The sequence below is a fragment of the Rhodococcus sp. GXMU-t2271 genome (assembly GCF_041414735.1).
GTDB lineage: Bacteria > Actinomycetota > Actinomycetes > Mycobacteriales > Mycobacteriaceae > Rhodococcus > Rhodococcus indonesiensis.
Genome location: NZ_JAUIZP010000051.1, coordinates 1 through 12,846 on the forward strand (window position 1 = coordinate 1; position 12,846 = coordinate 12,846).

Genomic DNA, 12,846 nt, shown 5'->3' on the forward strand with positions numbered 1-12,846 from the left:
CGTCGTGTCCTGACGGCGACCTCCCGGCACTGCTTTCCACAGGGCCCCGGCGACCGGCGACGGTCGCCGGGGCCCTGTGGTTGGATCGACTCGTGCCCGTTCCGTTTCCCGGTTCGCCCCGCCCGACCCTCGGCGTCGAGTGGGAGATCGCGCTGGTGGACAAAAAGACCCGCGACCTGTCCAACACCGCCGCCGTCGTCTTCGACGCGGTCGAGCAGCGTGCCGGTCAGACCCCGCGGCTCACCAAGGAGTTCCTCCGCAACACCGTCGAGCTCGTCACCGATGTGCACGACACCGTCGCCGAGGCCGTCGACGACCTCGCCGAGTCCCTCGACCTGTTGCGCACGGCCGCCGATCCGGCGGGTGTGGATCTGATCTGCGCCGGCACCCACCCGTTCGGACAGTGGACCGACCAGGTCGTCACCCGGTCCCCGGACTACGACGAGATGATCGAGCGTACCCGCTGGTGGGGTCGGCAGATGCTGATCTGGGGGGTGCACGTCCACGTCGGGGTCTCCTCCGCCGAGAAGGTCATCCCGATCCTCAATGCGCTGCTGGTGAAGTACCCGCACATGCTGGCGCTGTCGGCGTCCTCGCCGATCTGGGCGGGTGTGGACACCGGTTACGCGAGCAACCGTGCCCTGATGTTCCAGCAGCTGCCGACGGCCGGGTTGCCGTACCACTTCGAGAGCTGGGCACAGTACGAGAGCTTCATCGAGGATCAGCTCAAGTCCGGTGTCATCACGAAGCCGGGCGGCATGCACTGGGACATCCGCCCGTCGCCGCGGTGGGGCACCATCGAGATCCGGGTGTTCGACGGCATCACCAACAAGGCCGAGCTGGCCGCCCTCGTCGCGCTCGTGCACTCGCTCGTCGTGTACTACGACGAACGCCTCGAGCAGGGCGAGCAGCTGCCCACTCTGCAGCCGTGGCACGTCAAGGAGAACAAGTGGCGTGCCGCCCGCTACGGCCTCGAGGCCGAGGTGATCCTCGACCCGGTGTGCCACGAACGGCTCGTCACCGACGACCTGAACGACCTGCTCGAGCAGCTCACACCCACGGCAGTGCGGCTCGGCTGTGCGGACGAACTCGCCCGGGTGGCGCAGATCCCCGTGCGAGGCGCCTCCTACCAGCGGCAACGTCGGATCGCCGAGCAGACCGGCGGCGACCTCGTCGCCGTGGTGGATTCGCTGGTCGAGGAACTGCGGGCCTGACCCGGCGGCCGCGTTCCCACGCAGTTCACCGGCTGTTTACCATGTGTCGGTGTCGATCCGAGGGGTGGAGCGCCCGAAGGCGCAGCAGGCGCATGTGCCGCAACTGTTCGTTCCCCTAACTCTGATCGGTGCGGTCCTCGGTGTCCTCGTGGCCGAGGTGGTCGCGCGGTACAGCGGGTTCCCCGGGCCGGTCCCCGCACTCGTCGGTGACGTCGTCGCCGTTCCGACGTCGGCGTCCGTGCCGTGGGCCGGTCTCGCGCTGGCAATGGTCGGTCTGACCACCCGCCTGCGGGTCGTCTCCCTCACTGCCGCGGTGCTGCTCGACGCGGCATTCGCGGCCGAGCGGTACCTCACCGGCGGACCCCTGACGGCGGGGAACGGTCCGACGATCGTGCTCGTGCTGCTCGCCGGATACGCCGCGGTCGCGTTGCAAGGCGGCCGACGCCGCGGTGCGCTGCGCGGCATCGCCCTCGGCGTGCTGCTCGTGCTCTCCGTCAAGATCGGCGACACCTGGCTCGAGCTCACCGCACGGACCCGGCCGGAGGTGCTCGACGAGTACGTCCAGCTCGCCGACCACGCGCTGGGCAATCCGTCGTGGCTGGCCGGTCAGGTCCTCGAATGGCTCGGACCCGGCGTGTACGCCGTGCTGCACTGGGTGTACATCGAACTGCCCGTCGCGGCGATCGTCGTCGCCGTCTACCAGCTTCGCCACGTCGGCGGCGGCCGCCCCTGGCCCGCGCACCACCTGGTGCGCACCTTCCTGCTCATCGGCCTGGTGGGTCCGCTGATCTACATGCTGTTCCCGGTGGTCGGCCCGATCTTCGCATTCGGCGAGCACGGCGAGGGCTGGCAGGTGGGGACCTTTTGGCCGGGTACGGTGCCGTGGAATCCCGACCCGCAGCCGATCCCGTTCGACACGATCACCCCGCGCAACTGCATGCCGAGCCTGCACACCGCGTGGGCGCTGGCACTGTTCCTGCACACCCGCGGCGGCCCCGGCTGGCTGCGGCTCCTCGGCACCGGATGGCTCGGGTGCACGCTCGCCGCCACGCTGGGCTTCGGTTACCACTACGGCGTGGACCTCGTCTCCGGCGCGGTACTGTGCCTGACACTCGAGGCGGCGCTGCGCGACCCGGACCGCGGGTGGGGCTGGTTCCGCATCCGGCTCGTCGCAGGCGGTACGGCGGTGCTGGCCGCGCAGCTGACGGCCTACCGGTACCTGCCGGAACTCATGGCGGAACACCCGCTGCTCGCCGGGCCGCTGTTGATCGGTTCGCTGGTGGTGGTGGCGGTGGCCTTCCACGTCACCTTCACGGGCACCGGCGCGTCCCCCGAGGGCACCCCGTCCGGATCCGGCGCGCCCACCCGGGCGGACACCACGAACGAGTCCGTATGACGTCCGCGTCGGCCCGAAAGCCGGGTGGACGTCAATCCGAGGGCAGGTCCTCCGGCATCGGGAGGCCGTCGCGACCGAGCTGTTCCCGGTAGGCGACCCGGCCCACCCGGTGCGCGACGACCGGTGCGGTCAGCACCATGAACATCGACGCGAGCACCAGCATCCAGATGTCGACGCTGCCCCGGAGGTTGAGGATCGCACCGGCCAGCACGAGCAGGACGCCCACCACCTGCGGCATCGTGGCCGGGTGCATGCGTGTCAGGGTATCGCGGAAGCGCACCACTCCGATCGCGCCGGCCAGGCAGACTGCGGAGCCGATCAGAATCAGGATCTGGCCGACCACTTCCAGAATGTCCGTGATCATTCGTCACGCACCCGGAAGCGAGCGATGGACACCGAACTGATGAAGCCCACCAGGGAAAACGCCACGAGCGCCGGAACGATGCTGGTGTCGCGGCTGTAGACCGCCCACACGGCGATCCCGCACAGGGTGAGGGCCAGGATGCAGTCCATGGCGACCAGCCGGTCCAGGGAGTTCGGTCCGGTCAGCACCCGGAAGATCAGCAGCGCCGCTGCCGTCGCCAGCAGCGCGCCGGATATCGTCAGGATCACCATCATGCGATGTCCTCCCTGTTCGCCGCGGTCGGGTCCCGGTACCAAGGGCTGGGCTGCCATTCGGAGTTACGTTCGAACGTCGAGATCAGCAGCCGCTCGATCCGGCGCGCCGACCGGTAGAACTCGGCCACCGCCCGGTCGCTGCTCAGGTCGAGGACGTGCACGTAGACGATTCGTCGCACCCGGTCGATCTCGAGCACCATGGTTCCGGGAATGTTGTTCATGATGTCGGTCCACAGGGTGAGGACCAGGTCCGACTTGATGATCAGCCGGCAGCGCAGGACGCCGGTCAGGGGACCGGGTCCCGGCTTGATGCTCAGCCAGGCCACCGATGCGGTGCTCCTGATCGTGTCGCCGACGATGACGAGCGTCAGTTTGGCCAGGGAGAACAGGTGGACCCGGCCCTCGACCGGCACCCTCGGCAATGGCAGCAGGAACATGATCGCCAACGCGACGACGAGGCCGCTGAGGGCGTTCGCGACGGAGAAGGTGCCCCAGAGCAGTACCCAGACCAGGACCATCCACGCGAGGACGAGGATTCGGAGCAGCGATGCGCGTCTGGTCATTCGGGGACTCCTCCCAGGACCGCCTCGACGTAGACGGAGCGGTCGCGCAGGTTCGCCGCGGCGCGATCGCTGATGTCGATCAACGGGCCGGCGAAGACGGTGAGACCGATGCCGACGAGCGCGAGGCCCACCGTCGGGACGAGCATCGCGGGGGGCATGCGTCCCACGTCCGCCCGGTCGCCGAAGGCGATGTCCTCCTCGGAGCGGTCGAGCAGTGCGGACGGCGCCGTGTCGGCGAGGTCGCCTTCGGGGGCGTCGGCACGCGCGCGCCAGAACGCCTTCGTCCACACCCGGGCCACCACATAGAGGGTGAGCAGACTGGTGGCGGTGCCACCGGCCACGAGCACCCACGCCAGTACGGAGCCCTCGGCTGCGCCGGCCTGCAGGAGAGCCACCTTCCCGATGAAACCGGAGAACGGCGGGATGCCGCCGAGGTTCAGGGCCGGGACCAGGAACACGATCGCCAGCAGCGGACTCGCCAGGGCCAGACCGCCGAGACGGCGCAGGGACGCCGATCCGGCCTGGCGTTCGATGAGCCCCACCACCAGGAAGAGGGTGGTCTGCACGAGGATGTGGTGCGCGACGTAGTACACCGCCCCCGACAGCCCGGCCTGCGTCGACAGGGCCACGCCGAACACCATGTAACCGATGTGACTGACGAGGGTGAACGACAGCAGACGCTTGATGTCGTTCTGCGCGATGGCACCGAAGATGCCGACGAGCATCGTGAGCAGGCCGGCGATGAGCAGGACGTTGTCGAGTTCCCCGCCCGGGAACAGGAGGGTGTGCGTGCGGATGATCGCGTACACGCCGACCTTGGTGAGCAGACCGGCGAACACGGCCGTGACCGGTGCCGGGGCGGTGGGGTAGGAGTCGGGCAACCACGAGGACAGGGGGAAGACGGCGGCCTTGATTCCGAACGCGACGAGCAGGACTCCGAAGATCGCCGCCCGCGTGCCGGCGGGCACGTCGTCGAGACGCACGGACAGCTGAGCCAGGTTCAACGTGCCGGTGGCCGCGTAGGCGAGCGCGATCCCCGCGAGGAAGATCAGCGACGAGACCATCGACACCATCACGTACGAGACGCCGGCGCGCACCCTGTCGGCGCTCGCCCCCAACGTGAGCAGCACGAACGACGCGGCGAGGAGGACCTCGAAACCGACGAACAGGTTGAACAGGTCTCCCGCGAGGAATGCGTTGCACACGCCTGCGGTCAGCGCCAGGTACGTCGGCAGGAAGATGGACACGGGTTGCTGCTCGTTGCCGTCGTGGATGCCCTGACCCACTGCGTACAGCATGACGGCGAGCAGCACGATCGCCGACACCACGAGCATGAGGGCGGACAGACGGTCCACCACCAGCGTGATCCCGATGGGGGCCTCCCATCCGCCGACCTGCAACGTCGCGATGCCGTCCCGGTCCGCGAGATACAGCAGCAGACCCGCCACGACGAGCACGGCGACGAGGGATACGACGGTGACGGCACGCTGGGCACGCGGCCGGCGCCCCAGGATCAGGGTGGTAGCCGCCGCGAGCATCGGAATGAGGACGGGCAGCGGTACGAGGGCGGCTGCGGACAGGGTCATCGGGTCCCTCCTCGCGGGGACGGCGCATCGTCTCCGCGTGCCGGTTCACCGTCGCTGTAGGCGGAGTCGGTCTCGTCGTCGAAATCCCCGTCGTGCAGGTCCTCGTAGCACTCGAGATCCTCGATGTTGGTCAGCTCCTCGAGAGGGATGGGGTTGCCGGCGGAATCGAAGGCGTCGCCGATCTTGCTCGGCTCGCCCGTGATCGGATCGTCCGACCGGTCCCGGTCCGGAGCGTCGGCGAGAGCCCGGCGCTGGGACACCTTGGTGTCCTCGGGGTCGTTCTCGACCTCGTCGCGTGCGCTGAGCGTGAAGGACCGGTACGTCAGGGCGAGCACGAACGCCGCGATACCCATCGTGATGACGATGGCGGTCAGGATCATCGCCTGGGCGAGCGGATCGGCCATCTCCTCGTGGAGTTCGTTGCCGAATCCGATGATCGGCGGCTCGCCGGCGGGACCGGCGAGCCCGATGATCAGCAGGTTGATGCCGTTGCCGATCAGCAGGAGCCCGAGCAGCATCTTGATGATGCTGCGCTCGAGCAGGAGGTACACACCGGAGGCGACGAGCACACCCGTGGCGATGAGCAGGGTCAGGTTGACGGTCATCGGCGTTCACCGACGATCTCGGCGTCGAGCCGGGCCCCGAGGCTGCGGAGCACATCGACCACCAGGCCGACCACGATCAGATACACACCGAGATCGAAGAACAGGGCGGTCACCATCTTGACGTCTCCCAGTAGGGGCAGAGTGAGTTCGAGTGTCGCCGAGGAGAGCGCGGGCGCCCCGAGGAACAGCGAGACGAGCGCGGTGCCCGCCGAGAAGATCAGGCCCAGGCCCAGGATCTTGCCCGCGTCGATCGGGACGGCCTCGCCGAGTTCGTAGCGACCACCGGCGAGATAGCGCAGCACCAGCGCCAGGCCCGCGGTGAGCCCACCGGCGAAGCCGCCGCCGGGGGCGTTGTGGCCCGCGAAGAAGAAGTACACCGACAACACCATCATGGTCGGGAAGACCAGCCGGGTCGTGACCTCGAGGATCAACGACCGGTGTCGCGGATCGATCAGGTCCCCACCTCGGAGCCAGGTCGTCTCGGTGCTGGCGGCCACTGCATCGAGTTGTGCGGCGGGGGCGTCGGCGACCCGGGGGGCCGCTCCGAACCGCCGGGTCCGGAAGACCAGGCTCGCCACGCCCGTCGCGGCCACGAGAAGTACCGAGATCTCCCCGAGGGTGTCCCACGCCCGGATGTCGACGAGCAGGACGTTGACGACGTTCTTGCCGTCGCCGGACTCGTAGGCGGCCTGCGGGAGGAGCAGGGCGATCGGTTCGGTGCTGCGCGCCGCGACGGCGAAGGCCCCGATTCCGGTGACCGTCGCGCCGACGGCCACCCCGAGGAGGGCTCGGCGGAGGCGGTTCCCGGCGACGTGCCGGTTCTCGGCCGGCAGCTTGCGCAACACCAGCACGAAGATCACCAGGGTCAGGGTTTCCACCAGCGCCTGTGTCAATGCGAGGTCCGGGGCGCCGTGGAAGGCGAAGAGCAGGCCGCAGCCGTATCCGGTCAGGCCGACGACGAGCACGCCCGCGATGCGGTTGCGCATGATCGCGGCGGCGAGGGCACCGCCGATGATCGCGAGCACCACCACGAACTCGAACGGGCTGTCCCACCAGCGGAGCCGGGGACGGTCCGCGACACCGAACACGAACAGCAGGATCGTGGGGAGCAGGACCAGCGTCATCAGGATCGTCGCCTGCGTCAACGGCAGCGAACCACGCTGGAGGAAGCCGGTCAGACGCATCGACACCGTGTCCATGAGCCGCAACGTCTCGTCGTACATGCGGTCGGCGTTGCCGAGCATCGGACGCTCGAACTTCAGGCGCGAGATGGTGCGGTGTGCGAAGTACAGCGCGGTTCCGCCGACCACGACGACGCCGGTCAGCACGAGGGGGAGGCCGACGCCGTGCCACAGCGCGAGATGGTACGGCTTGTCCAGGGTGCTGGGCAGCGTGTCCGCGTACGGCGAGAGCAGCGTGTCGATCCACGGCGCGGCGAGTCCGGCGGCCAGGCCGCCGAAGGCCAGGACGGTCGGCGAGAACAGCAGCAGCGGCCCCGGCGCGTGGAAGCCCTGCACGGCCGGACTCGGGCGCTTGAGTTGCTTGCGCCCGAAGGCGCCCCACACGAACCGGATGCTGTACGCCAGGGTGAGGATCGACCCGACCACGATCGCAGTAAGGACTGCGATCCGTGCCCACGGACTCAGCAGGGTCGTCACCTGCACGGCCTCGAGGGCGGCCTCCTTGCCGACGAACCCGATGAACACGGGCAACCCGCCCATGCTCATCGCGGCGACGGCCGCGACTGCCGCGAGGAACGGGGCCCGTTTCCCGAGGTGCGCGAGCTTGCGGATGTCGCGGGTGCCCGCGCCGTGGTCGACGATGCCCACCACCATGAACAGGCACGCCTTGAACATCGCGTGGGCCACGACCATGGCCATGCCCGCCAGTGCTGCCTCCCGGCTGCCGATCCCGACGAGCGCGATGAGGAAGCCGAGCTGGCTGACGGTGCCGAAGGCCAGGATCAGCTTCAGGTCGAAGGCCCGGAACGCGCGCCAGCCGGCGAGCAGCATCGAGGCCAGGCCGAGGGTGACCACGATGGGCCGCCACGGTGCCGCATCGGCGAACGCCGGAGCCAGCCGCGCCACCAGGTAGATGCCCGCCTTCACCATCGCGGCGGCGTGCAGGTACGCGGAGACGGGCGTCGGGGCCGCCATCGCGCCGGGTAGCCAGAAGTGCAGCGGGACCACCGCGGACTTCGACAGGGCGCCGACCAGCACCAGGGCGATACCCACCCCGGCTAGCCAGCCGCTCGGGGCGGCCGCGATCACGTCGGAGAGGTTGTAGCTGCCCACCAGCTGCCCGAGCACGATGACGCCGACGAGCATCGCGAGGCCGCCGGCGGTGGTGACGAGCAGGGCCTGGGTGGCCGCGCGTCGGCTCGACGCCCGCTCCGCGTAGTGGCCGACCAGCAGGAACGACAGGACCGTGGTCAGTTCCCAGAAGATGTAGAGAACCAGCATGTTGTCGCTGGTCACGAGGCCGAACATGGCCCCGGCGAAGGCGACCATCTGGGCGGCGAAGATGCCCAGGCGGGGCTCGTCGTCGGTGAAGTACCGGGCGCAGTAGAGCAGAATGAGCGCACCGATGCCCAGCACCAGCGCCGACATGATCGCTGCGAGGGAGTCGAAGCGCATGTCGATGTTCATCGACAGGCCCGGAGCCCAGGCGATCTGCAGGGTGCGTTCGGTGCTCCAGTTGCCGATCACCCAGCCGAGGCTCGCCAGCGGCACCAGTGCCAGCGGCAGGAACGCATTTCTCCCCATGACTCTGACCAGAGGCGGCGCGACGAGCGTGGCGACCGCGTGGGCGATGAGTATGGCGAGCAAAAGGCACTCCGTCGGGGTCGGGCCTGGCGGCAAGGTGTAACAGGCTTGCAATTGGTGGGCGTCGCCCGCAGGGGGTGACGCCCGAAGTACGCGGAACCGGGAAAGCCCCGGCACACGCGCTGCCGTGCAAATGGACAAATCGGATTGGACTGAAGTCTACCGGCATCGTTCGCAACGTTGCGAACGGACCGTCGACGCTCAGGCGTCCGGCTCCCATCGTAGAGTCCCTCCATGCCCGACACCGGTCCGATCCGCACCGCCGCGCTCGCCTACGTCCGCGACGGACGTCTGTTGCAGACCCGTTCCGTCGGTAAGACCGCCTTCTACATGGCGGGCGGCAAGATCGACCCCGGCGAGACGCCCGAGCAGGCCCTGCACCGGGAGATCCGCGAGGAACTCGGCGTCGGCCTCGTCGACGGCACCGTGGCCGAGGTCGGGATCTTCGAGGCCGACGCGTTCGGACACCCGCCCGGCACCCGCCTGCACATGACCTGCTTCACGGCCGAACTCGCCGGAGAGCCACGTCCGGCGGCGGAGATCGCCGAACTCGGCTGGTTCACGGTCGCCGACTACGCCGCCCTCCCCGAGGTCGCGCCGGGTTCGATGCTGGTGTTCGCGCACCTGCACGCGCTCGGTCTCGTCCGGGCCCGGTGAGATCGGCCACGTCAGCCCCGGCAGCGCCAGGCACACACCGCGCCGGTCGCCGCCAGCGCACCGGCGAGCACCCGCTGGTCGGCGGGTAAGGCCCCCACCGCGGCGACTGTGGCCGCCGTGAACGGCAGCACCAGACCCATCGCGGCGACCGGCGCCGTCCGCGGCAGCACCGCCCCCAGCGCGAGCCCGGTACCCGCGGCGACCAGGGCGACGCGCACCAGCAACTGCGGGCCGTCCGTCCCGACGCCCGGCCACAGCGCAGCGGTCAGCGTGACGATCAGGGCCACCCCCAGTCCCAGCTCGACGCGCGGAACCCGCCACGCCGACGCCGCTCCCGCCGCGACGGCCAGCAACCCGGTCGCGGGCACCCACGCGGACACGTCCGTCCCGGCGAGCTCGTCGACGAGCGGGTACGCCGCGGCCGTCGCCCCGAGCGCGGCGACGGGGAACCGGCCGTCCGCGAAGGGCAGGACACGGGCGACGGCTTCGACGCCGAGCACCGTCGCGGCGAGCGCGCCGACGACGACGGGCCACATCCACGTCCCCGCCGCATGCTCGTCCACCCAGCCCCCGAGCACGTGCATACCGACGGCGAGCGCCGCCGTCGCCCCGACCGCGACGATCGGCAGCCGTGCATCCGCCCGCTGTACCCGGGCTCCGGGCCCCGCGACGAGCGCGGCGAGCACCACGGCTCCGGCCCCGACGGCGAGCGGCCACTGCAGCGGCGACGGCAGCGCCGACGACTGCAGCGACGTCTCCGCCGGGCCGGCGACGAGGAACACCGCCCACGTCCCGGTGACCACCGCCCACGGCCCGACCGGTTCCCCCCACACCGCGGCGACCGCCGACCCCAGCAGGATCCCGGCGGATCCCGCGCCGATGAGGTCCAGCACGGTGAGGGTGTCGACGTCGGCGGCCGGCACCGCGAAGCGCACCGTGGCGAGCACCACCGTGCAGCCGGCGGCCAGCAGCCACGCCGTGCGGCGTGAGCCGGAGTGTTGCAGCCCCGCGACCGCCAGCACCGCCGCCACCGCGAACACGATCGGTGCCGCCGCGCTGCCGGTGCCGGCGGGGAGTGCCACCACGTCCACCGACACGGCGAAGCCGGCGAGAGCGCCCGCACACAACGCGGCGAGCCCCGCGACGGGTTCGTCCACTCGCACCGTCACGGCCGGCATCGTCAGCGTCCTTCGGCGTAGGCGCGCAGGTGTTCGACCTGGGCGGCGTCCAGCGAGGGGCGCACCGTCTTCTGTGCCGCCGCCACGTCGCCGGCGGTGACCGCCGCGGCGTCCACGCTGCGGCGCATCGCCGCGAGCGCCGCCTCCCGCAGCAGCGCCGCACAGTCCGCCGCGGAGTAACCGTCGAGGTCGGCGGCGAGGGCGTCGAGGTCCACGTCGTCGGCCAGCGGCACCGACCGGCCCGCGGTGCGCAGAACCGCCGCGCGCGCCTCGGCGTCCGGCGGCGGTACGAACACCAGCCGTTCGAGCCGGCCGGGGCGCAGCAGCGCCGGATCGATCAAGTCGGGCCGGTTGGTGGCGCCGAGCACCACGACATCGCGCAGTGGTTCGACCCCGTCGAGTTCGGTGAGCAGCGCGGCCACCACCCGGTCCGTGACCCCGGAGTCCGAGCTCTGCCCGCGTCTGGGGGCGAGCGCGTCGATCTCGTCGAGGAACACCAGTGCGGGTGCCGAATTTCGGGCGCGCTGGAACAGTTCCCGCACGGCCTTCTCCGAGGCGCCCACCCATTTGTCCATCAACTCGGCGCCCTTGACGGCGTGCACGCTCAGCTGTCCCGAGCTGGCCAGTGCCCGCACCAGGAAGGTCTTGCCGCACCCCGGGGGCCCGTAGAGCAGCACACCGCGCGGCGGCTCGACACCGAGGCGCGCGAAGGAATCGGGGTGCTGCAACGGCCACAGCACCGCCTCCGTGAGCGACTGTTTGGTGTCGACCATGTCGCCGACGTCGTCCAGGGTGACGCTGCCGATGGCCAGCTCCTCGGTGCCCGATCGTGACAGGGGGCGGATCACCTCGAGCGCACCGAGGAGGTCGTCCTGGGTCAGCTCCGGCTCGGTGTCGTCGCGACTCGCCCGCGCCGCCGCCCGCAGGGCCGCCTCCCGGCACAGGGCGGCCAGGTCGGCGACGACGAAGCCGGGTGCGCGGGCGGCGACGGCGTCGAGGGCGAGGTCGCCGGTGGGCACCCGGCGCAGCAGCACGTCGAGGAGGGCGCGACGGGTGGCGCCGTCGGGCAGCGGCAGGGCCAGTTCCCGGTCGCAGATCTCGGGGGACCGGACCCGCGAGTCCACCTCGGTGGGGTGCGCCGTGGTCGCGACGAGCGCAACCCCGACGGTGTCGACGGCGCGGCGCAGTTGGTCGAGGATCAGCGCCGACACCGGTTCGGGATTCGCGGGCAGCAGCGCATCGATGTCGGTGACCAGCAGGACCCCGCCGGCGGCCAGGTCGGCGACGGCGGCCGTGACGCGGCGCAGCCGGTCGTCGGCGGCGGTGGCACCCACGCCGGGCCCGTCGAGTTCGACGACGCGACGGTGGGCGAGCACCGCCCGGGCGAGGGTGGCCTTGCCGACGCCGGCGGGCCCGGTGATCAGCACCCCGAGGTGGGGGGATGCGCCGAGGGTGCGCAGCAGTTCCGGCTCGTCGAGGGCCAGCTTCAGCCACTCGGAGAGCTTGCCGGCCTGGGTCTGCACGCCGACGAGGTCCTCCACCGGTGGCGGCGGCGGGGCGGGAACCGGCGACCGGGCCGACCGCACGGCTGCCGGACGAGTCTCGGCGACGAGTCGTCCGGCCGGGGCGCTGCCCCAGCTCACCGCGGTGTTCGGTTGCACGCTCACCGGTGCGCCGGGGTCGACGGCGGTGACGGTGAGCAGTTCCGTGGTCCACGCGATCCCGAACGTGCGGGACAGGGTGCGGGTGGTGGGGGCGGTACTCGTACCCGGACCGAGGTCGCGGGGCAGCAGTGACACCGCGTCGCCGACGGTGAGGACCTTGCCCAGCAGTGCCTGACGCAGCGTGACGTCGTCGATCGTGTGGGTGGCGAGCGCCGATCCGGTGACCGCGACGGTGCGGGCACCGTGGACGACGACCGGGCCGACGAGGACGGTGGCGTCCTCGCGCAGCCCCACGTTGGACAGCGTGACGTCGTCGAGCAGGATCGTGCCGGTCGGGGTGCCGGCGGGGGCGAGGCCGGCGACGGCCGCCGTGCGGCGCCCGCCGATCAGGCCGATCGCATCCCATTCGCGCAGGCCCAGCGCGGTGAGCACCTCCGGGTGCACGCGGACGACGCCGCGGCGCGCATCGGCCGCAGAGGTGTTCAGACGGACGGTCAATGCGAGTTCGGGGCTGCTCACCCCGCCGAGCCTAGAGCGTCG

General features: G+C 70.8%; 11 protein-coding genes. 3 read left to right on the plus strand and 8 right to left on the minus strand.

Annotation, left to right across the window (positions count from 1 at the left end; translation table 11 throughout):
* The first annotated feature begins 92 nt into the window (after positions 1-92).
* Together QYS60_RS18860 and QYS60_RS18865 are read left to right on the plus strand one after the other, a co-directional pair.
* Positions 93-1,214, plus strand: coding sequence for a glutamate--cysteine ligase (locus QYS60_RS18860; protein WP_289379057.1), 1,122 nt, complete (start codon positions 93-95; stop codon positions 1,212-1,214).
* Positions 1,215-1,278: 64 nt separating this feature from the next.
* Positions 1,279-2,610 carry a DUF5933 domain-containing protein gene (locus QYS60_RS18865; RefSeq protein ID WP_371383973.1) on the plus strand — a complete coding sequence of 444 codons (1,332 nt, stop codon included), beginning with the start codon at positions 1,279-1,281 and terminating at the stop codon, positions 2,608-2,610.
* Between the two features lie 31 nt (positions 2,611-2,641).
* Here QYS60_RS18865 and mnhG read toward each other — a convergent pair whose 3' ends face one another.
* From mnhG to QYS60_RS18895, 6 genes are read right to left on the minus strand one after another with little or no spacing between them, the layout of a single operon-like run.
* Complete coding sequence (gene mnhG / locus QYS60_RS18870; RefSeq protein ID WP_371383933.1) at positions 2,642-2,974, minus strand: monovalent cation/H(+) antiporter subunit G; 333 nt, start codon at positions 2,972-2,974, stop codon at positions 2,642-2,644.
* Positions 2,971-3,228, minus strand: coding sequence for a monovalent cation/H+ antiporter complex subunit F (locus tag QYS60_RS18875; protein WP_371383934.1), 258 nt, complete (start codon positions 3,226-3,228; stop codon positions 2,971-2,973). Before QYS60_RS18875 ends, mnhG begins: the two co-directional genes overlap by 4 nt.
* On the minus strand, positions 3,225-3,791 hold the full coding sequence (locus tag QYS60_RS18880; RefSeq protein ID WP_371383935.1) for a Na+/H+ antiporter subunit E: 567 nt from the start codon (positions 3,789-3,791) through the stop codon (positions 3,225-3,227). The genes QYS60_RS18875 and QYS60_RS18880 overlap by 4 nt, the downstream gene beginning before the upstream one ends.
* Positions 3,788-5,377, minus strand: a complete 1,590-nt coding sequence (locus tag QYS60_RS18885) for a Na+/H+ antiporter subunit D (protein ID WP_054371699.1) — start codon at positions 5,375-5,377, stop codon at positions 3,788-3,790. The genes QYS60_RS18880 and QYS60_RS18885 overlap by 4 nt, the downstream gene beginning before the upstream one ends.
* Positions 5,374-5,982, minus strand: coding sequence for a Na(+)/H(+) antiporter subunit C (locus QYS60_RS18890; RefSeq protein WP_289379067.1), 609 nt, complete (start codon positions 5,980-5,982; stop codon positions 5,374-5,376). The genes QYS60_RS18885 and QYS60_RS18890 overlap by 4 nt, the downstream gene beginning before the upstream one ends.
* A complete protein-coding gene (locus tag QYS60_RS18895) occupies positions 5,979-8,810 on the minus strand; it encodes a Na+/H+ antiporter subunit A (RefSeq protein WP_371383936.1) in 2,832 nt (943 codons plus the stop codon). Before QYS60_RS18895 ends, QYS60_RS18890 begins: the two co-directional genes overlap by 4 nt.
* 231 nt (positions 8,811-9,041) lie before the next feature.
* Here QYS60_RS18895 and QYS60_RS18900 point away from each other — a divergent pair, with 231 nt between their 5' ends.
* Entirely contained in the window at positions 9,042-9,464 is a 423-nt protein-coding gene (locus QYS60_RS18900; RefSeq protein ID WP_003937421.1) for an NUDIX domain-containing protein, read from the plus strand.
* Positions 9,465-9,475: 11 nt separating this feature from the next.
* Here QYS60_RS18900 and QYS60_RS18905 read toward each other — a convergent pair whose 3' ends face one another.
* Together QYS60_RS18905 and QYS60_RS18910 are read right to left on the minus strand one after the other, a co-directional pair.
* The gene (locus tag QYS60_RS18905) at positions 9,476-10,642 is read right to left on the minus strand and encodes a hypothetical protein (RefSeq protein WP_371383937.1); all 1,167 of its coding nucleotides are present in this window, start codon (positions 10,640-10,642) and stop codon (positions 9,476-9,478) included.
* Positions 10,643-10,644: 2 nt separating this feature from the next.
* Positions 10,645-12,825 (minus strand): AAA family ATPase, encoded by a 2,181-nt coding sequence (locus QYS60_RS18910; RefSeq protein WP_371383938.1) that lies wholly within the window; start codon positions 12,823-12,825, stop codon positions 10,645-10,647.
* Positions 12,826-12,846: the final 21 nt, after the last annotated feature.